General features: G+C 69.8%; 22 protein-coding genes. 11 read left to right on the top strand and 11 right to left on the bottom strand.

Annotated elements, in window-relative coordinates:
* Positions 1-23: 23 nt before the first annotated feature.
* A complete protein-coding gene (locus P3L51_RS12090; protein WP_354605143.1) occupies positions 24-353 on the bottom strand; it encodes an antibiotic biosynthesis monooxygenase family protein in 330 nt (109 codons plus the stop codon).
* Between the two features lie 341 nt (positions 354-694).
* Between P3L51_RS12090 and P3L51_RS12085 the strand changes: the two genes are divergently transcribed.
* Positions 695-1,192 carry a peptidylprolyl isomerase gene (locus P3L51_RS12085; RefSeq protein WP_354605142.1) on the top strand — a complete coding sequence of 166 codons (498 nt, stop codon included), beginning with the start codon at positions 695-697 and terminating at the stop codon, positions 1,190-1,192.
* A 746-nt stretch (positions 1,193-1,938) separates the two neighbouring features.
* Here the strand turns inward: P3L51_RS12085 and P3L51_RS12080 are convergent.
* From P3L51_RS12080 to P3L51_RS12065, 4 genes are read right to left on the bottom strand one after another with little or no spacing between them, the layout of a single operon-like run.
* Positions 1,939-3,138, bottom strand: a complete 1,200-nt coding sequence (locus tag P3L51_RS12080; RefSeq protein ID WP_354605141.1) for an ABC transporter permease — start codon at positions 3,136-3,138, stop codon at positions 1,939-1,941.
* On the bottom strand, positions 3,135-3,833 hold the full coding sequence (locus P3L51_RS12075; protein WP_354605140.1) for an ABC transporter ATP-binding protein: 699 nt from the start codon (positions 3,831-3,833) through the stop codon (positions 3,135-3,137). Before P3L51_RS12075 ends, P3L51_RS12080 begins: the two co-directional genes overlap by 4 nt.
* The gene (locus P3L51_RS12070; RefSeq protein ID WP_354605139.1) at positions 3,830-4,888 is read right to left on the bottom strand and encodes a peptidoglycan-binding protein; all 1,059 of its coding nucleotides are present in this window, start codon (positions 4,886-4,888) and stop codon (positions 3,830-3,832) included. Before P3L51_RS12070 ends, P3L51_RS12075 begins: the two co-directional genes overlap by 4 nt.
* A 10-nt stretch (positions 4,889-4,898) precedes the next feature.
* A complete protein-coding gene (locus P3L51_RS12065) occupies positions 4,899-5,399 on the bottom strand; it encodes a hypothetical protein (protein WP_354605138.1) in 501 nt (166 codons plus the stop codon).
* 232 nt (positions 5,400-5,631) lie between these two features.
* Here P3L51_RS12065 and P3L51_RS12060 point away from each other — a divergent pair, with 232 nt between their 5' ends.
* A complete protein-coding gene (locus P3L51_RS12060; protein WP_354605137.1) occupies positions 5,632-6,303 on the top strand; it encodes a response regulator transcription factor in 672 nt (223 codons plus the stop codon).
* Complete coding sequence (locus P3L51_RS12055; RefSeq protein ID WP_354605136.1) at positions 6,300-7,454, top strand: sensor histidine kinase; 1,155 nt, start codon at positions 6,300-6,302, stop codon at positions 7,452-7,454. The genes P3L51_RS12060 and P3L51_RS12055 overlap by 4 nt, the downstream gene beginning before the upstream one ends.
* Before the next feature lie 260 nt (positions 7,455-7,714).
* Here the strand turns inward: P3L51_RS12055 and P3L51_RS12050 are convergent, their stop codons facing one another.
* Complete coding sequence (locus P3L51_RS12050) at positions 7,715-9,355, bottom strand: IclR family transcriptional regulator domain-containing protein (protein ID WP_354605135.1); 1,641 nt, start codon at positions 9,353-9,355, stop codon at positions 7,715-7,717.
* A gap of 191 nt (positions 9,356-9,546) precedes the next feature.
* On the opposite strand from P3L51_RS12050, the gene P3L51_RS12045 reads away from it, so the two are divergent.
* The 7 genes from P3L51_RS12045 to pcaDC are packed head-to-tail and all read left to right on the top strand — an operon-like array spanning position 9,547 to position 16,037.
* Positions 9,547-10,320, top strand: a complete 774-nt coding sequence (locus P3L51_RS12045; RefSeq protein ID WP_354605134.1) for a CoA transferase subunit A — start codon at positions 9,547-9,549, stop codon at positions 10,318-10,320.
* Positions 10,317-10,958, top strand: coding sequence for a CoA transferase subunit B (locus P3L51_RS12040; RefSeq protein WP_354605133.1), 642 nt, complete (start codon positions 10,317-10,319; stop codon positions 10,956-10,958). Before P3L51_RS12045 ends, P3L51_RS12040 begins: the two co-directional genes overlap by 4 nt.
* 2 nt (positions 10,959-10,960) lie before the next feature.
* Entirely contained in the window at positions 10,961-12,151 is a 1,191-nt protein-coding gene (locus P3L51_RS12035; RefSeq protein ID WP_354605132.1) for a thiolase family protein, read from the top strand.
* A 20-nt stretch (positions 12,152-12,171) separates the two neighbouring features.
* Positions 12,172-12,924 carry a protocatechuate 3,4-dioxygenase subunit beta gene (gene pcaH, locus P3L51_RS12030; protein WP_435594435.1) on the top strand — a complete coding sequence of 251 codons (753 nt, stop codon included), beginning with the start codon at positions 12,172-12,174 and terminating at the stop codon, positions 12,922-12,924.
* Positions 12,921-13,487: a protocatechuate 3,4-dioxygenase subunit alpha gene (gene pcaG, locus P3L51_RS12025; protein WP_354605131.1), complete on the top strand. Its 567-nt coding sequence runs from the start codon at positions 12,921-12,923 to the stop codon at positions 13,485-13,487. Before pcaH ends, pcaG begins: the two co-directional genes overlap by 4 nt.
* Entirely contained in the window at positions 13,474-14,838 is a 1,365-nt protein-coding gene (gene pcaB, locus P3L51_RS12020) for a 3-carboxy-cis,cis-muconate cycloisomerase (protein WP_354605130.1), read from the top strand. Before pcaG ends, pcaB begins: the two co-directional genes overlap by 14 nt.
* Entirely contained in the window at positions 14,835-16,037 is a 1,203-nt protein-coding gene (gene pcaDC / locus P3L51_RS12015; protein WP_354605129.1) for a bifunctional 3-oxoadipate enol-lactonase/4-carboxymuconolactone decarboxylase PcaDC, read from the top strand. The genes pcaB and pcaDC overlap by 4 nt, the downstream gene beginning before the upstream one ends.
* A gap of 79 nt (positions 16,038-16,116) precedes the next feature.
* Here the strand turns inward: pcaDC and P3L51_RS12010 are convergent, their stop codons facing one another.
* From P3L51_RS12010 to P3L51_RS11995, 4 genes are all read right to left on the bottom strand, one after another.
* Positions 16,117-17,331 carry a serine hydrolase domain-containing protein gene (locus P3L51_RS12010; protein ID WP_354605128.1) on the bottom strand — a complete coding sequence of 405 codons (1,215 nt, stop codon included), beginning with the start codon at positions 17,329-17,331 and terminating at the stop codon, positions 16,117-16,119.
* 369 nt (positions 17,332-17,700) lie between these two features.
* Positions 17,701-18,246 carry a PadR family transcriptional regulator gene (locus P3L51_RS12005; RefSeq protein ID WP_354605127.1) on the bottom strand — a complete coding sequence of 182 codons (546 nt, stop codon included), beginning with the start codon at positions 18,244-18,246 and terminating at the stop codon, positions 17,701-17,703.
* Between the two features lie 31 nt (positions 18,247-18,277).
* Positions 18,278-20,299 carry an oxidoreductase gene (locus tag P3L51_RS12000; RefSeq protein WP_354605126.1) on the bottom strand — a complete coding sequence of 674 codons (2,022 nt, stop codon included), beginning with the start codon at positions 20,297-20,299 and terminating at the stop codon, positions 18,278-18,280.
* Between the two features lie 112 nt (positions 20,300-20,411).
* Positions 20,412-21,275 (bottom strand): PaaX family transcriptional regulator, encoded by an 864-nt coding sequence (locus tag P3L51_RS11995; RefSeq protein WP_354605125.1) that lies wholly within the window; start codon positions 21,273-21,275, stop codon positions 20,412-20,414.
* Between the two features lie 145 nt (positions 21,276-21,420).
* On the opposite strand from P3L51_RS11995, the gene P3L51_RS11990 reads away from it, so the two are divergent.
* Positions 21,421-22,971, top strand: a complete 1,551-nt coding sequence (locus P3L51_RS11990) for an AMP-binding protein (protein ID WP_354605124.1) — start codon at positions 21,421-21,423, stop codon at positions 22,969-22,971.
* Between the two features lie 790 nt (positions 22,972-23,761).
* Here the strand turns inward: P3L51_RS11990 and P3L51_RS11985 are convergent.
* On the bottom strand, positions 23,762-24,899 hold a 1,138-nt coding region (locus tag P3L51_RS11985; protein WP_354605123.1), incomplete at its 5' end, for an acyl-CoA dehydrogenase family protein.

Genomic DNA, 24,899 nt, shown 5'->3' with positions numbered 1-24,899 from the left:
AGCTGTCCGGCCCGAGGTCTTGTCTACGCGTTTCTCGGCGCCGCTTGCAGTACGACCTCGAAGGACCACAGCGTGGACCCGCTCGCGGCCGGCTTGGGGCGCTCGCCGTTCTCCGTGCCACCGCTCTGGTGGGCTGCCTTCATGGGGCCCTCCATCCAGGCTTGGAAGGACTCTTCGTCGCGCCACCGCGTGTAGACGAGGTAGCTGTCGGTGCCTTCGACGGGACGGAGGAGTTCGAACCACTCGAACCCGTCGGAGTTCTCCACCGCCTGGGAACGGGAAGCGAAGCGCTTCTCCAGCGTCTCCCGCTGCTCGGCGGGGACGGTCAATACGTTGATCTTGACTACGCTCATGGCCTCATCCTGCCGCACGGCGGTCGGCAGGATGAGGAGAGGCTCCGGTACGACGCGGTTCTGCGGTGCCGCCTGGACCGGGGGCGGGTCCCGCACCCCGATGGCCGACATCGCGCCTCGCTGTCGACTGTGATGATTTCCGTGTGGCCGTGTGGCCGTGTGGCCGTGTGGCCGTGTGGCCGTGCGGTACGGGACCGTCTACGCCTTTCTCGCTCACCCACTGCGCGAGGGCCGGCCGCCCGCCCATTGACGGACGTCACTCCTCCGTGCTGAGCACGGCGCGGCCGCGCATGAGGGTCCTGCTGATCAGGCGGGGCGGTGGGAGGTGTCAGGATGGCTTCATGACGACAAAGGTCTACTTCGATATCTCCATTGACGGCGTGCCCGCCGGGCGCATCAACTTCGACCTGTTCGACGACGTGGTCCCCAAGACCGCCGAGAACTTCCGCGCTCTTGCCACCGGCGAGAAGGGTTTCGGCTACGCCGGATCCAGCTTCCACCGGGTCATCCCCGCGTTCATGCTGCAGGGCGGTGACTTCACCCGTGGTGACGGCACCGGCGGCAAGAGCATCTACGGCGAGAAGTTTGCCGACGAGAACTTCACTCTCAAGCACACCAAGCCGGGGCTGCTGTCGATGGCCAACAGCGGTCCTCACAGCAATGGCTCGCAGTTCTTCATCACCACCGTGGTGACGCCGTGGCTCGACGGCAAGCACGTGGTCTTCGGCGAGGTCACCGACCAAGCCGGGCTCGACCTGGTTGCGAAGATCGAAAAGCTCGGCAGCCAGAGTGGACGCACCAAGTCCAACGTCACCATCGAGGCGTCCGGCCAGCTCTGACGCCCGATCACACCCCCTGGCAGAAGGGTGACACCCCGTGAAAGCCCCGCGCCCGGAATGCCGAAGACCGAAGGGCATGGTCGGGGCCGGGGCAGCGTGGTTGGGTTCGTGGCCGGACCGCAACGGACGTCGGTCACGGGCCCGTTCTTCCCCAAGGCCCCCTCATGGGAGGGTAGTCGGCGCGTCGGCTACCTCTTGACCGGGCTGCCGGCGTGCGGGTTCCCGTACGCGGAGCGGCGGGGCGAGGCGTCTTGTGCGACGCACTGCAAGGCGCCTCGCCGGTCCGGTCCGGTCCCCAGGGCGCGGTGTCCCCGTGCACGGGCCCGGATCACCGGACGTCTCGGTACCCACGTCGCCGGGTGCGGGTAACGGTCGGCCGGCATAGCGCCGGCCGCCGTCGACACTGGCGCCGTGGTGTACCGCGCCCGCTCGAAGTCCCGCTACGAGTGCGCACGCCTCGCTGCCGGGTCCCTGACCGCACGGGCGAACGCCGCGCGCCGCCTGGGTTCCCTGCCCCTGGCGCATACCGTTGCCGTGCCCGCCGCGACGGCGCCGCGACGGCCGGCCGGACCGTACAGGGTCCGTCTCTTCGCTGCGAGAACCAGACATTCGACCGGCCCCATTGCCGTCACGGAAACGCTGAACGAATTCCAGGTACTCGACCCGCCGAAAGGGCGCGGTTGTCTGTGAGGGGCGCTCGGTCTCTCCTCTCCACCGCGCGGCGGAGAGGAGAGACCGAGCGGGCGTCACGCCGCCTGAAGGGCGAGGGTGGGAGAGAGGCGGGCGGCGCGCACTGCGGGGTAGAGGCCTGCGGCGGAGCCGATGAAGAGGGTGGCCACGAATCCGCTACCCATCGCCCATGGCGGAACCACCCAGGGGATGCCCGTCGAGGCCGCGTAGATCCACGTCGCGGCCGATCCGAGAACGACGCCCGCGAGGCCGCCGAGCCCCGACAGCATGAGTGCCTCGGTGACGAACTGCAGTCTGATCTGCCCCCGGGTGGCGCCGAGGGAGCGGCGGAGGCCGATCTCGTGGCGCCGCTCCAGCACGCTGATGATCATGGTGTTGGCGACGCCCACGCCGCCGACCAGCAGAGCGACCGCCCCGAGTCCGAGCAGCAGGTTCGTGAAGGCCGCTTCTGAGGAGGCCTTGGCGGCCAACGCGTCGGACGGGTTCGACACGGTGACCTTGCCGGGCGCCGCCGGGTTCGCGGTGCGGGCGAGCAGCTTCTGGATCTCGCTGACCTTGTCGTCCGCCGAGCGTTCAAAGATCATCGTCGGGTGCCCGTCGAAGCCCAGAAGGGTCTCGGCCGCCTCCCAGCCCACCATCGCCGAGCGCTCGATGTCCGGCGCCAGCGGCAGGGGGTCAAGGATGCCGATCACTGTGAAGTACCGGCCTTCGATGAACACGTTCTGCCCGGCAGTGGCGACGCCGAGACGCTCGGCGGAGACATGTCCGAGCACGACGGCCGGGTACTGCCCAGTGGCGCCGTTGAGCCATGTCCCGGAGGCCATTGTCGCGCGGAGTGTGTCCAGCAGTGGTTCGCTCGCCGCCAGGACATCGATTCCCGAGGTCACGCCGGAATCTATGTGCTCGCTCCGGTAAATGGACGCCTTGGTCTTGCCGACCGCGCCGACATGATCGACCCCCTTGAGCTGGCCGATCATTGCGGGGGCCTGTTCGGGAAGCCTGGGCTCCTCTCCCGCCCCGAATGACTGGCCGGGCGTGATCTGGAGCATGTTGGTGCCGATCCTGTCCAGTTGCCGCATGAGGTCGGCCTTCGAGGATTCGGATATCCCGACGACGCTGATCATCGTGGCGATACCGAGAGCGATTCCGAGAGCGGACAGGATGACGCGGATCGGGCGTCCCCGCAGTCCCGCCGAGCCGACCTCCCAGGCGTCCGGTCCCGACAGGCGTGCGGGTGACAGCTGACGGCCCCTCACTGAGCGCTCGCACGTGCTGTGTCCGTGACGATCCGGCCGTCGTGGAGGGCGACCTGACGCGGCAGGCTCGCGGCGAGATCCCGGTCGTGGGTGATGACGGCGATGGTCGCGCCGTCCTGGTGGAGTTCGTGCAGCAACTTCATCACTTGATCGCCGGAACGTGAGTCCAGGGCTCCGGTCGGTTCGTCCGCGAGCAACAGGTCCGGTTCGCCTGCGACCGCCCGGGCGATCGCGACGCGCTGCTTCTGCCCGCCGGACAGTTCGTGAGGACGGTGTCCCGTCCGGTCGGCGAGCCCGACCCGCTCCAGGGCCCGCGCGGCACGTTCACGCCGGGCCCTGCGGGCCAGTCCCGAGTACCTGAGGCCCTCCATCACGTTGCCCAGTGCTGTCAGAGCCGGAACTAGGTGGAATGCCTGGAAGACGAATCCGATGTGCCGTGACCGCAGGGCCGACAGCTCTCGGTCCCTCAGCGTGCTGATGTCGTGTCCGGCGATGCGCACTGTTCCAGAGGTCGGCTGGTCCAGCGTGCCGACGAGGTGCAGAAGCGTCGACTTTCCCGATCCTGAGGGACCCACGATCGCGAGCAGTTCGGCTCGGCGCACGGTGAGGTCGATGCCCTGGAGCGCGGTCACGTCGCCGGAGTAGCGTTTGGCGACGCCGCGGAGGTCGACGACGGGTTCTGTCTCGAGTGTCATTTCTTGGGCACCCCGACCTTCATCCCGGCCCGCAGCCCCTTGCCGTCGACCTGTACCCGGCCGTCCGCGAACAGTCCCAGCCTGACGGGGAGCTCCCGTACCCGGCCGTTCTCCACGGTCTGGACCCCGAACCCTCCCGACGAGAGGGCGATCAGCGCCTCGACAGGCACGGACAGGACGTTTTCCCGCTTCTCTCCCCCCAGGTGCACGGTGACGGGGGCCTCGTCGATGCCGTTCGCCTTCGCGTCCTTGTCGAATTCGACGGTGATGCTTACCTTCGCGGCCTGGTCCTCGTCGGTCTTGCTCGCGGTCTTCCCGATCGTCGCGACGCGTCCCTTGACCGCGGTCCTGTCAGGAAGATCCACCGTGACGGTGTCACCGGCTTCGACACGCGTGGCGACTTCCACCTTCACCTCGAAGGTGACGACCTTGCGTGCCCCGCTGGTCTGCAGAACCGGTGTGCCGGGCTGCAGCATCGCACCGGTCGACGTCTTCGCGCCCGCCACACGCAGCGCTCCAGGCGCGAAGGTCACGTTCTGCGGTGTGACCTTCCCCGTCTCCTTCAGCCCGTGCGATTCCTGCCAGGCATTCACTGCCGCCGCGGTGCCAGGGGTGAACTCGTCGTCAGCGGCGATCCCGTCACCGAACCCCAGAGCGATGAGGTTCTGCTTGAGCTGGGCAACGTCGGGGCCCTTGTCTCCCTGCTCCAGAGTGCGGGACATGGGCCGCTGCCCGTAGAGAAGGTAGACCGGCTCGTTACCGATCTCGTACACCTTCTTGTTCCGGCCGATCTCGGTGCCTGCGGAAGGGAGCCATGTCACCACGCCCGTACCTGCCGCGTTGAGCGTGCGTTCTCCGGTGAACCCAAGCGTTCCGGACACCTGTGAAGTGACCTGCAGGTCGCCCTGAGTCACCACTGCCGTCGCGGGCGGCAGACCCGCGCTCCCCTCACTGCTCGCCTTGCCGTCGTCACCGTGAAGGGCGACGGCCCCGACGCCGCCGACCGTGGTGAGTATCCCGACCGCCATCGCGGTGATTACCAGTCTGCGCCTCATGACTGCCACCTCAGCCTTCGAGCTTCGACTGGCACTTGGCGTCCTGATCCACGATCTCAGGGTTGTCCGACGGGTTCATCGGCATCATCGCCCCACCGTTCTCGAACGTGGGATCCGGGAAGTCGAGCCCCTGGTCCCGCATGCACTGGGCGTAGTCCAGGATCTTGTCCTTCGTCTTCTGGTCGACCTGCGTGTGCTCGTCGGGCCTGGACATCTGGTCCGCCCCGCATGTCTTGTTCACCTCGTTGATCTCGGTCTCGGACATGTCGTTGTAGTCGATACCGGACGGCCCCTTCCCGGACTCGGCGTCATTGATGGTCACTCCGTGCTTCTGCAGGCATTCCTCGACTTTGAGCTGCTGATCCTGCTCATTGCCACCAGCCGACTGACCGGCGGAGGCGTCGTTCGCGGAACTGCCGCCCTCGCCGCCCTGCGAACACCCCGCCACTGCCAGGGCCAGAACGGACAGTGCCGCTACGGCGAACATCTGAGCACGTTGGCTCTTCTTCACGAAAGACTCCTCGGGTCGTACGGGACTTGACCTCCAGACCCTCGCCCGAACGGACGTCTCACCGCTCTAACGGCCGACGTTACGGCGGCGAAACACCGAGAGGGGGTAGATCTGGAGTGTCGGCCCGCCCCTCGACACACCTACCGTGGAGACTCTGACCTGCGGTGATATCGTCACAAGATCGTGAGTCCAGGTGCGGGGGCAATCACTGTCGCTGCCCAGGGAGGCTCGTATGCGCGTGCTGGTAGTCGAGGACGATGCTTTCCTGGCCACGATGATCTCCGAGGGCCTGCGGCGTGACGCACTCGCCGTCGACACAGCCGCCGACGGCGTCGAAGCGCTGGAAAGGCTCCGGTTCGGCGCCTACGACGTCATGGTCCTGGACAGAGACCTCCCGCGGCTTCACGGCGACGAGGTCTGCCGCCGTGTCGTCGCCCAGCAGCTCACCACACGCATCCTCATGCTCACCGCCTCCGTGGACCTGCACGAGAAGGTACGGGGGTTCGGGCTCGGCGCCGACGACTACCTCGGCAAGCCCTTCGCCTACGACGAACTCCTCGCCCGGGTCCTCGCCCTCGGACGCCGTACCCAGCCCGCTCTCCCGCCAGTACTGACCCATGCCGGCATCCGGCTGGACACCACCAGCCGCAAGGCCACCCGCGACGGCATGGCCCTCCCCCTCACCCGCAAGGAGTTCGCCGTCCTCGAGACACTCATGCGCGCCGGCGGCGGCGTCGTCTCCCGGGATGACCTGATCGAAGCCGTGTGGCCCGAGGAGATCAGTTACCAGAGCAACGCCACTCGAGTCACTCTCTCGCGCCTGCGCAACAAACTGGGAGAGCCGCCGGTCATCGAGACAGTGCCCGGCGAGGGGTACCGCATCGACGTCGCCTTCCGCGCGTGAAGCTCGCGCGCGGCACCGCCATACACTTCCCGGGAGGCGAACGCGGACGCCTCACCGCCCTGTACGCCACGCTGCTACTCCTCGCGGGCGGCGGACTCATCGCCTTGGTCTACCTCCTGCTGCGGCAGGGCCTGTACGCGTCCATCAGCGGCGTGGTCGCCCGCGACATCAAGAACCTTCCCGACCCGCAGCCTTCACGAGCGCCGATCATTGACCGGCCGGGCTCAGCGGAGGCGATGCACCTCACCTCCAGCATCGAGCAGGCAGCCCTGCATCGGCTCCTTCTCGTCTCGCTCGCAGCCCTGACCGTCTTCGCACTCATCTCCGTCGGCCTCGCGTGGTGGATGGCAGGACGCGTCCTGGAGCCCGTCTCTGTCATCACTCGCACCGCCCGCAGTCTCTCCCGCACGACGCTTCACGAACGGATCGCTCTCGATGCGCCCCCGGGCGAGCTGAAGGACCTGGCCGACACCTTCGACGCCATGCTGGACCGCATCGAGCAGCTCCTATCCGCCCAGAGCCGGTTCGCGGCCAACGCCGCGCACGAACTGCGCACCTCCGTCGCCAAGCAGCGAGCGGCGGCCGAGATCGGCCTGGCGGGCCGGCCCGGGCCCGAGCAGGTCGCCTACATCCGCGGCCGGCTGATCGAATCCAGCGAGCACAGTCAGGCCATGATCGACGGACTCCTGCTGCTCGCCAGGTCGGAACGCGGTCTGGAGCGGCAACAGCCGGTCGCTCTGGACGAGGTCGCCGCCACCGTCGTACACCGGCTCGCCGACGAGCTCACCCGGAACGGGCTCACGATCGACCTGGAGACGCAGCCCTGCACCATCGATGGCGACCCCCTCCTGCTCGAGCGACTGGTCCACAACCTCGTGAGCAACGCGATCCGCTACAACATGCCCGGCGGATGGGTCCACGTGCGCACGGGCCCGGACGGACTCGCCGTCGCCAATAGTGGCCCGGTCGTTCCAGCCGGCTCGGTACAAGGACTCTTCGAGCCCTTCCGTCGTTTGAACGAGCGGCACCAGGCCCCGGGCGAGGGGGCGGGACTCGGCCTGTCCATCGTCGCCGCGATCGCCCAGGCCCACGAGCGTCTCATCGACGCCGAACCGAACGCCGGCGGCGGGCTGACGGTGTCTCTGCGCTGACGCGCACAGATCATGAAGCATCGCCGCCCGATGCCGGATCACCACCGCCGGGCAAGGAACGTCGGGACTGCCCACTGTCCGGACCGGCCGACCGTGCCATCGAAATGATCTCCCGTTACGAAAATCTTGCCGGAGCCACTCACAGAAGTACGCCGACACCCGCTCCGACACCGAGAGGAAGCACCCCGTGCTGTTCGTTGCCGCGCGCGAGACCGACCGCGGCCCGGCGGCAACGGCCAGGACCACCGGCAGAGTCGGACTCAGGCGAATGGCAGCAGATGCACGTCGGAGACCAGCGCGGCATCGGCGCTGATCCGACCGGCTGCGGCGCGCAGGGCGGGCAGGACGGTCCCGCGCGCCTCGTCGGCGGAGGTGCGGCCGGCCTGGAGGGAGACATTGGCTGCGGCGATCACCTGCCCGTCGCGTCCCACGAGCGGGACGGCGATCGAGCGCAGCCCTTCCTCCAACTCCTGGTCCACCAGCGCGAAGCCGTCGTGTGCCACCTGCTCCAGGACCGAGGTGAGACGGTCCGCGCCGGTGACGGTGCGGTCGGTGAACGGCTTGAGGTGCGCGTCGCGCAACCACTGGGCGCGGCGTTCGCTCGGGAGTCCGGCGAGCAGCACCCGGCCGAGCGAGGTCGCGTGCGCGGGGAAGCGCGTACCGACCGTGATCGACACACTCATGATCCGCCCGGCGGCGACGCGGGCGATGTAGCGCACGTCGTCGCCGTCCAGCACGGCGACCGAGGCGGACTCGTGCAACTCACGGACCAGCGCGGCCAGGTGAGGCTGCGCCAACTCCGCGAGCGAGAGTGTGGACAGGGGCGAGTAACCGAGGTCGAGCACCCGGGGCAGCGGCGCGAACCGGCCGCCCGCGTCGAGGGCGACGTAACCGAGCTGTTGCAGTGTCAGCAGTGAGCGCCGGGCCGTGGCACGAGGCAGGGCGGTGGCTTCGGCCACGGCGGAGAGCGTCATTCCGGCCGGACGGTCGAGAACGGCCAGCACGGACAGACCTCGGGCCAGGGACTGCAGGTACTCCGGCCCCAACTCCCTCTTGGCGTCCAGGGAGTGATCCGCGTCCGGGACCCGAGCCGGTGGCGTGACGCCGAGTTCGGTGAGCGCGCGGCTAATCCGCTCGGCTGTCTCGCGCATCCGGTCCAGCGCGAAGTCGCGCAGCCCCTCCGCCGAACGGCGGCTGGTGTGGCTGACGACGCTCAACGCGCAGACCACGCGCCCCTCCTGGTCGCGCACGGGGACGGCGACGGCGACCAGCCCGGGTTCGACCCGCTGGTCGTCGAGCGCCCAGCCGTTCTCGCGCGCCTCGGCCGCGCGGGCGCGCAGCTCCGCCTCCGCCGGCCGGGCGCGGGGCGGCAGCACGGCCGGGAAGCCCGCGTCATAAGGGTCGGCCCGGACTCGATCCTGCCACTGCGCATACTGCTGGGCGTCCCAGTCGGCGGCGAAGAGTTCGCCGGGGGCGCAGCGCTCGGCGGGCAGCGCGTCGCCGACGCGGAAGGAGACGGAGAGCGTGCGTCGGCGGTTGCTCTGCACGACGAAGCGCACCGCGTCGCCGTCGGGGACAGCCAGGGAGACGGACTCCTCCAGCTCGTCGGCGAGCGCTTCGGTCATCGGCCCGAGCCCGTCGAGGAAGCCGCTGCTGCGCAGATAGGCCAGGCCGAGTTCTGCCAGCCGGGGTGCGAGCTCCAGTTCACGGTCGTCCTCGCGCAAGTACCCGAGCCGGACCAGGGTGGTCGCGATCCGGTCGACGGGCGACCGGGCCAGACCGGTCAGCGTGACCAGCTCGCTGGGCCGCAACCGTCCCCCGGGGGCGCGGGCGAGCGCACGCAGGACCGCGAGTCCGCGTTCGAGCGGACCGACGAGCGGGTCGGCGGTGGTCGACGGCATGGTCCCTCCTCAACTCCGAACCGTACCTTCGATCGGCGCCCTTCAGGCGCGCCGATCGGGGAGGGGGCCTTGACAGGCGCGATGGCCGACTCGACACTCACTGCACGGCAGAAGATGAAGAATAGTTCATCAGGCGAACACGCTCTGTGTGGGCGGGCCGCGGCAAGGTTGACAAGGACAAGGGCGAAGACATGGACAAGGTGGTGCGATCGGCCGACGAGGCTGTGGCCGACATCGGTCACGGCTCATCGCTGGCGGTAGGCGGTTTCGGGCTGAGCGGCGTCCCCGACGTGCTCATCCAGACCCTGTACCAGCAGGGCACCGGGGGCCTGAGCGTGGTCTCCAACAATTGCGGCGTGGACGCCGGCGGGCTCGGCACCCTGCTCGCGGCCGGCCGGATCGTCCGGGTCACCGGTTCGTACATCGGTGAGAACAAGGAGTTCGCCCGCCGCTACCTCTCCGGTGAGCTGGAGCTGGAGCTCACTCCGCAGGGCACGCTGGCCGAGCGGTTGCGAGCGGGTGGCGCGGGCATCCCCGCGTTCTTCACCCCCACCGGCGTCGGCACTCTGGTCGCCGAGGGCGGGATGCCCTGGCACTACCACCCGGACGGCAGCGTCGCGGTGGCGTCGCCCGCCAAGGAGGTACGCGACTACGACGGCCGCGACTACGTCCTGGAGCGCGGCATCACGACCGACTTCGCACTGGTGCGCGCCGCGAAGGGCGACCGGCACGGCAACCTCGTCTTCCACAAGGCCTCGCGCAACTTCAACCCGCTCGCCGCGATGGCGGGCAGGACCACGATCGCCGAGGTGGAGGAGCTGGTCGAGCCCGGCGCGATCGACCCGGACGAGGTGCACCTGCCCGGTGTATTCGTGCAGCGGCTGGTGGAGCTCACGCCGGAGCAGGCGGCGGCCAAGGGGATCGAGAAGAAGACCGTGCGCGAGACGGGAGCGACGGCCCGATGAGCTGGACCCGCGACGAGATGGCCGCCCGAGCCGCCCGCGAACTGCCCGACGGCTCCTATGTCAACCTCGGCATCGGCCTGCCGACGCTGATCCCGAATCACCTGCCCGAGGGCGTTGACGTCATGCTGCAGTCCGAGAACGGCATACTCGGCGTCGGCCCCTACCCGACCGAGGACCGCGTCGACCCCGACCTGATCAACGCGGGCAAGGAGACCGTCACCGTCGTCCCCGGGGCGGCCTTCTTCGATTCCGCCCTCTCCTTCGGCATGATCCGCGGGGGCCACATCGACGTAGCCGTGCTGGGCGCGATGCAGGTCTCCGCCCGCGGGGACCTGGCGAACTGGGCCGTCCCCGGCAAGATGATCAAGGGCATGGGCGGCGCGATGGACTTGGTCCACGGCGCCCGCAAGGTCATCGTCGTGATGGAGCACACCGCCAAGGACGGCAGCGCGAAGATCGTCGCCGACTGCACCCTGCCGCTGACCGGCCGCCGCTGCGTCGACCGCGTCATTACCGACCTCGGCGTCCTCGACGTCACCGAGGAAGGGCTGCACCTGGTCGAGCTCGCCCCGGGTGTCACGGCCGACAAGATCCGAGAACGTACCGCCGCCGTGGTGCTGCGCCCGAGGGAGGCGTGAGCATGTACGAGCAAAGCAGTGACGTCTACGTGGTCGACGCCGTGCGCACCCCGTTCGGCAGATACGCCGGGGCCCTGTCGGGCGTCCGCCCCGACGACCTGGCCGCCGGCGTGATCGCGGCGCTGCTGGCACGCACCCCGCGGCTGGACCCCGGCCGGATCGGCGACGTCGTGCTCGGCAACGCCAACGGCGCGGGGGAGGACAACCGCAACGTCGCCCGGATGGCCGTACTGCTGGCCGGGCTGCCCGTCAGCGTGCCCGGCGTGACCGTCAACCGGCTCTGCGGCTCCGGCTTGGAGGCGGTGATCCAGGCAACCCGCGCCATCCGTGTCGGTGACGCGGACATCGTCGTGGCCGGCGGTGTCGAGTCCATGAGCCGAGCTCCCTGGGTGCTGCCCAAGCCTGAGCGCGGCTTCCCCGCCGGGCACCAGGAGCTCCACTCGACCACGCTCGGCTGGCGGATGGTCAACCGGCTCATGCCGACCGAGTGGACCGTACCGCTGGGCGAGAGCGCCGAACTGATCGCCGCCAAGCACATGATCAGCCGCGAGGAGCAGGACCTCTTCGCACTCGCCAGCCACGAGAAGGCATCGCGCGCCTGGCGGGACGGCCTGCTCGACGCCGAGATCGTCCCGGTCGACTGGGTGGACCTGCCGCGCGACGAGTGCGTCCGTGACGGTGGCACACCCGAGTCGATGGCGCGTCTGAAGCCTGCTTTCCTCCCCGACGGCACAGTGACCGCGGGCAACGCCTCCCCGCTCAACGACGGCGCCGCGGCTCTGCTCCTGGTCGGCGAGCGCGCGCTGGGCGAACTCGGCCGCGAACCGCTGGCGCGGATCCGCGCGGGAGCGGTCAGCGCGGTCGAGCCCCAGTGGTTCGGCCTCGGACCGGTCGAGGCCGGCCGCCGCGCCCTGGAGCGGGCCGGCATCGGCTTCGACGACCTGCTCACCGTGGAGCTGAACGAGGCGTTCGCCGCCCAGGCCCTCGGCTGCCTGGCGGAACTGCCCGAGCTGGATCCGGCCAAGGTCAACCCGCGCGGCGGCGCGATTGCCGTGGGCCACCCCCTCGGAGCCTCCGGTGCCCGCCTCGTCGGCTCCGTCGCCCACCAACTCGCGGCCCGCGGCGCGGGCACCGGCCTTGCCACGCTGTGTATCGGCGTCGGGCAGGGCCTCGCCCTCGTGCTTGAGCGCTGAACCGCAGAAAGGACAAGCAGATGAGCGAACTCACCGACCAGAGCGTGATCGACACGGAGATGGCGGCGATCCGACCGGACGGCCGCGTCCACCCGTCCCGCTCCTACGCCCCCTATCGCAGCTCACAACTGCGTCACCCCACCCAGCCGCTGGTCCTGATCAAGGACCCGGAGGCAGTCGAGCTGACCGGCCCGGTCTTCGGCCGCACCGACGTGACCGCGCTGGACAGCGATCTGACCCGCCGGCACTCCGGCGAGCCGCTGGGCGAGCGCATCACCGTCACCGGCCGGGTGCTCGACCGCGACGGGCGCCCCGTGCGCCACCAACTCGTCGAGATCTGGCAGGCCAACGCCTCCGGCCGCTACGCCCACCAGCGTGACCAGCACCCGGCGCCGCTCGACCCCAACTTCACAGGCCTCGGACGCTGCCTGACGGACGACCAGGGAGGCTACGCGTTCACCACCATCAAGCCGGGCGCGTATCCGTGGCGCAACCACCACAACGCCTGGCGTCCGGCACACATCCACTTCTCGCTCTTCGGTACCGCGTTCACACAGCGCCTGATCACCCAGATGTACTTCCCGGGCGATCCGCTCTTCCCACATGACCCGATCTACCAGTCCATCACCGACCCGGCGGCCCGCGAGCGGCTGATCGCCGCATTCGTCCACGACCTGTCCCAGCCCGAATGGTCGCTGGGCTACCGCTTCGACATCGTCCTCGACGGCCCCGGAGCCACCTGGACCGAGCAGCGGGAGGATGAGGCAACGTGACCGCGAGGGACATCACCCCCTCTCAGACCGTGGGCCCCTTCTTCGGCTACGCACTGCCCTTCGCGGGCGGCGGGGACGTCGCACCGGTCGGCGACCCGCGTGCCATGACCCTGCACGGACGCGTGCTGGACGGCGAGGAGCGGCCGGTTCCCGACGCGCTGGTGGAGTTCTGGCAGGCGAGCCCGGAGGGTTCACGGGCCGGTGCGCCGGGCTCGATGCGCCGCGACCCCGTCACCGGCGCGGTCCTCGGCCGTCACGGGGTGGACTTCACCGGCTTCGGCCGCGTTGCCGTGGACGCCGACGGCCACTACACGCTGCGTACGCTGCCACCACCCGCCGACGCGCCCTACCTCGGCGTCGTCGTCTTCGCCCGCGGCCTGACGCACCATCTGCACACCCGCGCCTACCTGCCGGGCCACGAGGACGACATGCTGCTCCGCGGTCTCCCGGCCGACCGGCGCACGACGCTGCTGGCCGTTCCGGAACGCGACGGTGTCTACCGCTTCGACATCCGTCTGCAAGGGAGCCCAGGAGAGGAGACGGTCTTCCTTGAGTTCCGCTGACATCCCCGCCGACATCGGCCTGTTGGCGCCCGGCAAGGCGGGTTCGCCGGCCGAGGCCGCGACCGGCGACCACGGCTTCCTCCAGGCCATGCTCGACGCCGAGGCGGCACTGACGCGGGCGCAGGCCGAACTCGGCCTCGTACCCGCCGAGGCGGCCGACGCCGTCACCGCCGCCGCGCACGCCGAGCGCTTCGACGCCCGCTCGCTCGCGCTGCGGGCCAGGGGCGTGGGCAATCCGGTCATCCCGCTGGTCGCGGATCTCACCGCGGCCGTCCCGAGCGCCGCCGACCACGTCCACCGAGGCGCGACCAGCCAGGACATCCTTGACTCCGCGCTGATGCTGATGGCCTTCCGTACCCGTCGGCTGATCCTGGCCGACCTGGACCGTACCGCCGAGACGCTGGCCGGGCTCGCCGCCGCGCACCGCGACACACCGATGCCCGGCCGCACGCTCACCCAGCACGCCGTACCGACCACCTTCGGACTCAAGGCGGCCGGCTGGCGACACCTGGTCCTGGACGCCAGGGACCGGCTCGCCGCCGTTGCACTGCCCGCCCAATTGGGCGGCGCCGCAGGCACGCTGGCCGCCTTCGGGGAACAGGCGCTGCCGCTCTCCGCCCGGTACGCGCGGCAACTGGGGCTCGCCGAGCCGCTGTTGCCATGGCACGTGCTGCGCATGCCGGTCGCGGACCTGGGAGCGGCGCTGGCCCTGGTCGGCGGCGCGCTCGGCAAGATCGCCGCCGATGTGCTGGTGCTCTCCCGCACGGAGATCGCCGAGGTGGCGGAAGGCAGCGGCGGCGGCTCGTCGGCCATGCCGCACAAGTCCAATCCGGTCCGGGCCACGCTCATCGCCTCCGCCGCGCGACGCCTGCCGCAGCTCGCGGCGGTGCTCTTCGGTTCCATGGTCGCCGAGGACGAGCGCCCGGCCGGCGCCTGGCATGCCGAGTGGGAAACCCTGCGCGAAGCCCTGCGCCTGGTCGGCGGAGCGGCCAATGACGCCGCCCGGATGGTCTCCAGGCTGCGGGTGGCCGACTACCGAATGCGCGCCCACCTCGAACTGACGGAAGGGCTGATCGTCTCCGAGCGCCTCGTCGCGGCCTTCGAACCGATGGTCGGCCGGACCGAGGCGCGCAGCCTGCTCACCCGTGTCTCCCGGGCGGCCGCGGCTGAGGGCCTGGGTCTGGACGAGGCACTGGAGGAGGATCCTGCGCTCGCCGGCCTGCTCGCCCCCAAACGGCTGCGGCATCTGCTCGATCCGACCGGCTACCTCGGCGCCGCGGCGCCGCTCACCGACCGAGCCCTGCGCCGTGGCCCGGGGCACCCTCACGACCACTCGGAGGACTTGTCATGACGTCACCGAAGACGTCGACCACGCTGCTCCACCACCGTGTCGACGGGCGCGACAATGCTGCCCCGCTGCTTCTCGGCCCGTCCCTGGGCACCTCCCTGAGACTCTGGGACGCACTCGGCCCCGCGCTGTCGCGGCGACACCGGGTGATCCGCTGGGACCTCCCGGGCCAGGGCGGCACGCCCGCTTCCGTGCTGCCGGACCTCGAACCCGGGCACACCACCGTCGCCGACCTCGGCGCGCTGGTGCTCGCCCTCGCCGACGCGCTCGGCGTCGACCGGTTCGCCTACGCGGGGGTCTCGCTCGGCGGTGCGGTCGGCACCTGGCTGGCCGTCCACCACCCCGACCGGGTGGCATCGCTGGCGGTCGTCTGCTCCGCGGCCCACTTCGCCGAGCCGGCGACCTGGCAGGCGCGGGCCACGCTGGTGCGTACGGAGGGCCTGGACCAGCTTGCCGCCGACGCGCCCGCGCGCTGGTTCACCCCGGCCTTCGCCGGGACGCCGACCGCCGGCGCCCTGGTCGAGGACCTCAGAGCCTGCGACCGGGACGGCTACGCCGCCTGCTGTGACGCCCTGGCCGGATTCGATCTGCGCGCCGAACTGCGGCGGATCAGCGCGCCCACACTCGTCGTGGCCGGACGCGACGACCTGGCCACTCCACCGGTCAAGGCCCGGGAACTCGCCGACGGCATTCGTGGCGCGACCCTGCTGGAGATCCCCGGGGCCGCACACCTCGCCCCCGCCGAGCAGCCGCGGCGCGTGCTCGCCGCGCTGCTCGACCACCTCGACCCGGCCCCGGACACGGCGGGAGTGACACGCGAGGAGACGCACGCCGCCGGTATGGCGGAGCGCCGCGCCGTCCTCGGCGACACACACGTGGACCGCGCGGTGGCCGGTACCACCGCGTTCACCGAGCCGTTCCAGGATCTGATCACTCGCTACGCCTGGGGCGAGATCTGGACCCGCCCGGGGCTGGACCGGCGCACGCGCAGCTGCCTCACCCTCACCGCCCTGGTCGCCCTCGGCCACCACGAGGAACTGGCCATGCACGTCCGAGCGGCCCGCTCCAACGGACTGTCCGCGGCGGAGATCGGAGAGGTGCTGCTGCAGGCCGCGATCTACTGCGGCGTCCCGGCGGCCAACTCGGCCTTCGCCATCGCCAACCGTGTACTGGCAGAACTCGAAGGAGCGCTCCGCCCATGAGCCGAACGCCCCCGCCCGCGCGCGGCCGCCGGCACCGACACCGGACCTGCCAGGACCGACGGCCGCACCCGGGGGGACGCTAGTGGCTCCTGGTATCCCAGAGGGCCTGGATCAGCGCGGTACAACGCTCGCCCAGGCCCGCGCCGCCGGCGAGGTAGTTGGGGCTGTAGCTGAAGGCGAGGCCGGACTCCGGGTCGGCGATGCCGACGGAACCTCCGAGCCCTGGGTGTCCGAAGGCATGCTTTCCGGGCCAGGGCATCAACGTCTTCTCGGGCAGCAGGAAGCCGCAGCCGTACCGCGTGTAGCGGTCCGTCATCTGGCAGGTGCCCTCCCAGCTCACGGTCCTGGCCTGTTCGACCATGTCGCGGGAGACCAGCTTCACGCCGTCCAGTTCGCCCCAATTGGCGAGCACGGCGTAGACGCGGGCGACCGAGCGGGCATTGCCCTGACCGTTGGACGACGGGAACCGGGCCATGAGGTAGCCCGGATCGTTGTTCGGGTCCTTGGCGTAGGGGCGGACGCGCCAGGCACGGTACATCTTCGTACCGGGTGTCATGATCTGCCCGAGGGACCCGTTGTCGGGGTTCGGAATGATCTTCGCCGTCCGCTGGAAGTCCGCCCTCCGGAGGCCGTAGCGGTAGTCGACCCCGAGAGGCCCGGCGACCTCGTCGTCGAAGAAGCGGTCGAGGTGGCGTCCGTCCACGCGGCGGATGAGTTCGCCCAGCAGGAAGCCCATGCTCATCGAGTGGTAGCCGCCCTTGGTCCCGGGCCTCCACACGGGTTCCTGGACCTCGAAGGCGTGGATCATGGTTTTCCAGTCGTAGCCGGAGCCGTCGGGTGCCGCGTCCGCGTAGAGCAGACCCGCCTTGCTCTGCAGCAGGGTCCGCACGGTGATCTCCGCCTTGCCGGCCTGGGCGAATTCTGGCCAGTAGGCCGCCACGGGCTTGTCGAGGTCCAACTTGCCCTGGTGGGCGAGCATGAAGACGCAGAGAGCGGCCATGCTCTTGCCGACCGACATCATGCCCACGGTCGTGTCGCGGTACCAGGCGCGCTTTGCCGCGGGGTCGGCCACCCCGCCCCAGAGGTCGACGACCTTCTTTCCGTCGTGGTAGACGCAGACGGAGGCGCCCACCTCGCCGCGGCGGCGAAAGTTCTCTTCGAATGCCTTGCGGACGCGCGCGAACCCCGGCTCACATGTGCCCTCGACCGGCGAGGGAGACGACTGACCCCGGCCGTTGCCGGTATCTGTGTGGGCCGGGGCGGACGGTCCGAGCGCCAGCGCGGCCGTGGCCACGCCTCCTATGGTGAAGCGGCGACGGTTGGAGTTGGTTGTGGCTCGGGGGCGTGGACCTGGATCGGCTTGGGACATGGCGCTGCACCTTTCGCTCCGGGGGGAGAAGAGTCCGGCCACAGTCCCACGGTTGCAACTAGTTGCACAATATGTATGACGGCGGCTTCTCGAGCCGTCGGAACCACGGGTTCCGCTGTCCCGTGGATCCCTCGGGGAGCGGGGGAGGGGGCCTCCCGGCGCCGGTCGTGTGGCGGGTAGCTGCCGTGATCATCCGCACCGTGTGCGGGTGCCGGCACGGCGGGTCCGGGAGGCTCGGCCGCAGCTTGCCCCCCGGACCTGGGAATGTGCGGGGATGCCGGCCGCCGACGAGGACTACTCCCGCAGGCTCGTCAGGGCCTGGTCCAGCCACGCGACCCAGAACCTCTCCATGCCGATACCGGCCTGGAGGACGAGGTGGCGCAGGCGATCGGATTCCGCGGCGGCCACCATCGGCTCAGGGAAGTCGCGCTTCTCGATGTCCTCGTACTCCGACAGTTGTTGTCGGTGGAGTTCGAGATGGCGTTCCAGTTCGAGAACCAGAGTGTCTCCGGAGCCCGGCCCGAGGACGGCGGCCGCGCGCAGCCGCAGCATCAGCGGTTCGCGGGAGGGTCTGGGGGCATCGGTGAGGGCCACCCATGCCGTCAGTTCCTCGCGCCCCCCGGAGAGCACCTCGTACTCCTTGCGTTGCCCCTGGCCTGGGCGCTCTGTCGGTATGGCGCGGATCAGGCCGTGGTCCTCCAGGCGCGCCAGCTCACGGTAGATCTGCTGGTGAGTCGCCGTCCAGAAGAAGCCGATGGACCGGTCGAACCTCCGGGCCAGCTCCAGCCCGGAGGAGGGACGTTCCATCAAGGCGGCGAGGATCGCGTGTTTCAGGGACATGGCGGAATCCTAGAAGCGCCCGGCAAGACTCTCACAGCGCCGCCGCCAGCTCCGTTCCCTGGCGGATCGCTCGCTTGGCGTCGAGCTCGGCGGCCACGTCCGCGCCTCCGATGACATGGACCGGAAATCCCGCGTCGCGCAGTTCCTCGTACAGGGCCCGGTTCGCGTTCTGGCCCGCGCACAGCACCACGGTGTCGACGGGGATGACGCGCTCGTCCCCGTCGACCGTGATGTGCAGTCCCTCGTCGTCGATGCGCCGGTACGTCACCCCCGCGATCACGGTGACGCCGCGGTGCCTCAGCTCGGCTCGGTGGATCCATCCGGTGGTGGTGCCGAGGTTGGCGCCGACCTTGCCGGGCTTGCGCTGGAGGAGGTGGACCGCTCGACGCGTGGCTGACTGCCGAGGGGAGCGCAGGCCCCCACCGGTGCGGTACGCGGTGTCGACACCCCAGCGCTGGAAGTAGGCGTCCGGACGGAGGCTCGCCTTGTCTCCTGGATCAGTGAGGTATGCCGCGATGTCGAAGCCGATGCCGCCTGCTCCGATGATCGCCACCCGTCGTCCCACCGGGGTCCGCCCGTGCAGCACGTCCCAGTAGCTGACGACCTCCCGGCGGTCGCCGCCCGGTATCTCCGGAACGCGGGGGGTCACACCCGTCGCGATCACGATCTCGTCGTAGGAGCCGGCCTTGAGGTTCTCGGCGGTGACGTGCGTGCCCAGACGGACGTTCACTCTGTGTGCGGCGAGCTGGACGCGGAAGTAGCGCAGGGTTTCGTCGAACTCCTCCTTGCCGGGAACCCGCCGGGCGAGGTTGAGCTGGCCACCGATCTCGTCAGCGGCCTCGAACAGTGTGACGTCGTGGCCGCGTTCGGCGGCGGCCACCGACAGCGCCAGACCGGCGGGCCCGGCCCCGATCACCGCCAGTCTCTTGCGGCGGCGGACGGGGGTGAGTACCAGTTCTGTCTCATGGCAGGCCCGCGGGTTGACCAGGCAGGAGGTGACCTTCTTGCTGAGTGTGTGATCGATGCATGCCTGGTTGCAGGCGATGCAGGTGTTGATGGTGTCGGTGTGTCCTGAGCGCGTCTTGGTGAGGAAGTGCGGGTCCGCGAGGAACGGCCGGGCCATCGAGACCATGTCCGCGCAGCCGTCGGCGAGAAGCCGCTCCGCGACTTCGGGGGTGTTGATGCGGTTGCTGGTCACCAGTGGGACGGAGACCGCGCCCATGAGTTCCTTGGTGACCCAGGAGAAGGCGGCGCGGGGTACCAGGGTGGCGATGGTGGGAACGCGGGCCTCGTGCCAGCCGATCCCCGTGTTGATGATCGTGGCGCCCGCGGCCTCCACCGCCTTGGCGAGCGTCACAACCTCGTCCAGGGTGCTGCCACCGGGCATGAGGTCGAGCATCGACAGCCGGTAGACCAGGATGAACTCGGATCCGACGCGTTCGCGCACCCTGCGCACGATTTCCACCGGGAAGCGTATCCGGTTCTTGTAGGAGCCGCCCCAGCGGTCGGTGCGGTGGTTGGTCGCGGCGGCGATGAACTCATTGATCAAATAGCCTTCGGAGCCCATGATCTCAAGGCCGTCGTAGCCGGCCGCCTTGGCGAGTCCAGCCGCCCGGACGAATCCCTCGATCGTCTCCTCGACCTCGTCGTCGGCCAGCGCGCGCGGCGTGTACGGGCTGATCGGGGCACGGATCGCGCTTGGGGCGACCAGCTCGGCATGGTGGGCGTATCGGCCGACGTGCAGCAACTGGAGCGCGACCCGGCCGCCCTCCTTGTGCACCGCCTCGGTGATGAGTGTGTGCTGCTCGGCTTCGGCCTCGGTCGTGAGCTTCGCGCTGCCGAGAGCGGACCCGCCTCGTTCGTCCGGCGAGATCCCGCCGGTGACGATGAGCCCGACTCCGCCCCGGGCCCGCTCGGCGTAGAAGGCGGCCATCCGCTCGAAGCCACGCTCGGCCTCCTCCAGGCCGAGGTGCATCGAGCCCATGAGCACACGGTTGGGAAGCACGGTGAACCCGAGATCGAGCGGGCTCAGCAGGTGCGGGAACTCGTTCATCGGTACGGCTCCTTCATCGCTGTGTGCCATCAGTTCTAGAGGCCCACCCGCTTTTTTGCAACTTGTTGCATAAGATGGGGTCGGCGCTCCTCGCATCGGCTCGCTCGTCGGCTCAGGCGCGTGAGGCCCGCGATCCGCTCGGTGGCGTCGCGGAAGCCACCAGCTCGTCGAACGCCGTGTACGCGGCCTTCTCCAGCCGGCCCCGGAGCTGCCGGTAGATGTCCGAGGACTTCGCCGACGGCCAGTCCGCGGGCAGGTGCCGGGCGGGCAGACCGGGATCGGTGCGGAGCAGGTGCAGCCAGTCGGCGGTCAGGGAGGTGAGCTGTGTGGCCGCGTTCCCTTCCGGTGTCCGGCTCGTGCTCCACCTCCGCTGGAAGTGGTCGTGCTCGGCACGCAGAGCCGTCAGGTCCCAGGCGCGTTCCACGAAGGCCGCCATGGGTGTGGAGGGAAGGGGCTGGGCGAGGAATCCGCCCGACTCGGCCACGGCCTCGGCCAAAGGGGTCCCTGACACCACCCGGTCGAGGTCGGCGCGGCCCGGTGCGATCCACAGCCCGTCGCGCAGACAGCCGAAGCCGGCCCACACCAGGCGGGCCCGCAGCTGATCCCGCACCTCGCGGCGGGACTCGGGCAGGGAGAAGGTGAACAGCGTCCAGGTGTCCTCGGAAGGTGTGAACGGAGTCCGTGAGCGCACCCGCTCGCCCGCGTCGCGGAGCATCCGCTCCGCGCTGCCGGTCAGGCCGAAGAGCGCCGTCCGCCCCTCCTTCCGCTTCTCCAGCAGGTCCTTGTCGACCATGCGGCTCAGCGTCGCGCGCGTCGCCATCTCGCCGACCCCGAGATTCCCCAGGAGGTGGATGAAGACCCGGGACGCCACCGGCTCGTCCCGCCGGTCCACGACAAACGTGCCCAGGAGGGCCAGCAGTAACTGCTGCGGGCGCCTTCGATGCCCGGCCATCGCCTCGGCCCCCGTGCCCGCCATGAACGCACCCTTCCGCCGCCCGGCAGTGATCCCGTCGGATGCACTGTGCCACGGAAGACTTCGAGGGAAATAGTTAACACTTCATTGACGCGCGTGAAGTAAGTGTCTAGCTTTCTTTTCATCCTCCTCTCTCTCAGGAGCCGACGTGATCTATCGCAGTCACATCTCCGGACTCAGCGTCCCGAGTGCGCACCTCTCTGACCATGTGCTTGCCGGTGCGTTCTCCCGAGAGGACAAGACCGCGCTCATCGACGCGGACACCGGCGAAGAACTCACCTACGGCGAACTCGTACGGCACACGGACCGCGGCGCGAACGGTCTCAGCGCGGCAGGCGTTCTGCCGGGTGACGTCGTCGCGGTCATGAGCCACAACCAGCCCAGATTCGCTGTGGCCCTCCACTCCGTGCTCCGGGCCGGGGCGGTGGTCTCGCCGCTCAATCCTGTGCTGACGACGGAAGAGATCGTCAGACAGCTCAAGGATTCGCGGACGCGCGTGCTCATCGTCGCGCAGGCCTTCGCCGAGAAGGGGATCGAGGCGGCTCAACAAGCCGGGGTGGACATGGTCTTCGTCCTCGGCTCCCATCCGCACCGCGGATCCTGGGACGATCTCGTGGCAGACGCCCGGCCGACACCACCGGCGTTCACCTGCGATCCCGCTCACGCGCTCGCCTTCCTCCCGTACTCCAGCGGGACCACGGGCACGTCGAAGGGTGTGATGCTGACGCACCGCAACGTAGTCGCCAATCTCGAACAGCTCAGGCTCAGTTGGCGTACGAACGAGGACGACGTGCTGTGCGCCGTACTCCCCTTCTTCCACGTCTACGCCCTGACCGTCCTCCTCGGCGCCGCACTACGCGTCGGCGCGACCGTTGTCACCCTGCCGCGCTATCGGCTCCGTGCCTACCTGGGCGCCGTCCAGCGCTACGGCGTCACCCGGGGCCACCTCGCCCCGCCGATGATTCTCGATCTCGCCCAGGCGGCCGAAGTCGACGAGTACGACCTGTCCGCCATGCGGGGAGCCGTGTCCGGAGCCGCTCCCCTGGACGAAGGTCTGGCAGCCGCCGCCGAGGAGCGCATCGGATGCCTGATCCGCCAGGGGTATGGAATGACCGAAACCAGCCCCGCCACGCACTGCGCGTACGACGAGGACTTCGCGGAGACGCCCCCCGGCTCCGTCGGCCGACTGCTGCCGGCGACCGAAGCCCGGCTGGTCGACCCGCTCAGTGGCGAGGACGCACTGCCCGGAGAAGCCGGGGAATTGTGGATACGTGGCCCGCAGGTGATGGCCGGATACCTGGCCGACCCGGAAGCGACCGCGGCGACTTTCACCGACGACTGGCTGCACACCGGCGACATCGCCCGGATCGACGAACAGGGCCGCTTCTTCATCGTCGACCGGCTCAAAGAACTGATCAAGTACAAGGGCTACCAGATCGCGCCCGCGGAACTTGAGGCCGTACTGCGCACCCACCCCGACATCGCCGACACCGCCGTCGTCCGGATGCCGCATCCGACCGGCGGCGAGGCACCGAAGGCGTTCGTTGTGGCCAAGCGACCGATCGACCCCCAGGACCTGCTGGACTGGGTGGCCGCCCGTGTCGCTCCCTACAAACGCGTCAGGGCCGTCGAGTTCATCGACGCGATCCCGAAGTCACCAGCCGGGAAGGTCCTGCGCCGCAGGCTCAACAACACCTGACGCGAGCGCACCACCGCCCCGCCGGGCGATGGTGCCGGGGCCTGTCCTCGAAGCCGCGCGTGCGTGCCGGGTGCCGCCGGGCAGGCGGGACTTCGAGGACAGGCCCGAGACCATCTGCCGATGCCGACCCGGCTCGGGCTTGTGGGATGGCGCGTATGGGGCGGCCGAAGGCCGAGTTGATCCTGTCGGACGAGGAACGGGTTCGCCGGGCCGGGTGACATGCCACGGCCCGGCGGCCCGGAACGTTCACGGATGAGCAGGTCGCCGCGGTGGCCATCAGGGCGCCGGAGTCGACGCCGAAGCGCGCCACACACTGGTCCACCCGGGCAATGGCCGAGGAGCCGGGCGTGTCGCGGCGGTCGACCGTATCGCTGATCCGGCGGGCCCTCGGGCCTGCGACTGCACCGCTCCGCTCCGCTCCGCACCCGGACGTTCGGGCCGGCCGGCCAGGCATCCGGCAGTCCGCCGGCGCCCCCGGGGTCGTCGGGCGGGCCGTGTGAAGCGCTCCCGTATCGAGTCCGCCGCGGGTGGATGTACCTGCACGGCAAAGGGTCGCGCCCGCTACCGGGTCGCCTCACCGTCGCGCACCGGCGTCTCGATTCGGGCAACTTCGCAGTGCCCGAAGCCGGGGCAGAGCATGCGAGGCGGACGCCGGTCAGGAGCGGGTCAGGACCGGCCTGGTGATCGGCCGGTCCTGACGCGCCTGCCGCATGCGGGCCCGGCCGCCGGGTGGGCCCGCATGCGGCAGCGTGGGGAAAACAGGGGTGAATGATGGCGGCGGCGGGCACGATCAGTGAAGTACCGGAACGTCCTCGCCGACGAGGTCCCGGCCCACGATCTCTTTCATGATCTCCGTGGTGCCCCCGTAGATGGTGGTGACACGGGCGTCCGCGTACGCGCGGGCGATCGGGTACTCCCGCATATAGCCGTAGCCGCCGTGGAGTTGGAGACAGCGGTCGATGGTGCGGTTCTGCAGTTCGGTGGCCCACCACTTCGCCTTGGCCGCATCGACGGCGGTCAACGTCTCCTCGTTGAGGGCGAGCACACAACGGTCCACATAGGCGCGGGTCACGTCGATCTCCGTCGACAGCTCGGCGAGCGCGAACCTGGTGTTCTGGAAGTCGGCCACGCGCCGGCCGAAAGCCCTCCGCTCCTTGGTGTACGCGAGTGTCCAGGAGAGGGCGGCCTCGGCCGCGGCCAGGCCGTAGTACGCGATGGACATACGTTCCTTCGGCAGCCGTTCCATCAGGTGCCGCAATCCGGCTCCCTCCACGCCCAGGAGGTTGTCCGCAGGGAGACGTACGTCGTCGAAGAACATCTCGGACACGTCCTCACCCCGCTGCCCCAGCTTGTCCAGGTGGCGGCCGCGCACGAAACCCGGTGTCCCGTTCTCCACGAGGAACAGGCTGAACTCCCGCTCGCCGGTCCGGGCGAAGGTCACCACCACATCGGCCCGGCCCCCGCTCGTGATGAAGGTCTTGCTGCCGTTGAGGACCCAGTGGCCGCCGTCGCGCACCGCATTGGTGCGGATGCCGCGCAGGTCACTTCCGGCGTCCGGTTCGGTCATGGCGATCGCGCTGCGGAGTTCACCCGAACACAGCCGGGGCAGCAACCTCTTCTTCTGCTCCTCGGTGGCGAGATCGACGAGATACGGGCCGACGAGATCGTCGAAACCTCCCAACGCGGCGTTCACCGCGGCCGCGCCCGCCTGCGCGAGTTCATCCATGATCACACAGCGGAACCGGTAGTCGCGGGCGCCGCCGCCGCCGTACATCTCGGGTACCGAGAGCCCGAGGAGTCCCAGCTCGCCCGCCCTGGACTGCAAACTCGGTTCGATACGGCCCGCTTGCTCCCACTCCTCCACATACGGGGAGATCTCGTGCCGGACGAACTCTTCGACCATGGACCGGAAGTGCTCATGGTCCTCG

This window comes from Streptomyces panacea, from assembly GCF_040560175.1.
Lineage (GTDB): Bacteria > Actinomycetota > Actinomycetes > Streptomycetales > Streptomycetaceae > Streptomyces > Streptomyces panacea.
This window is presented reverse-complemented; position numbering and strand designations above follow the sequence as displayed.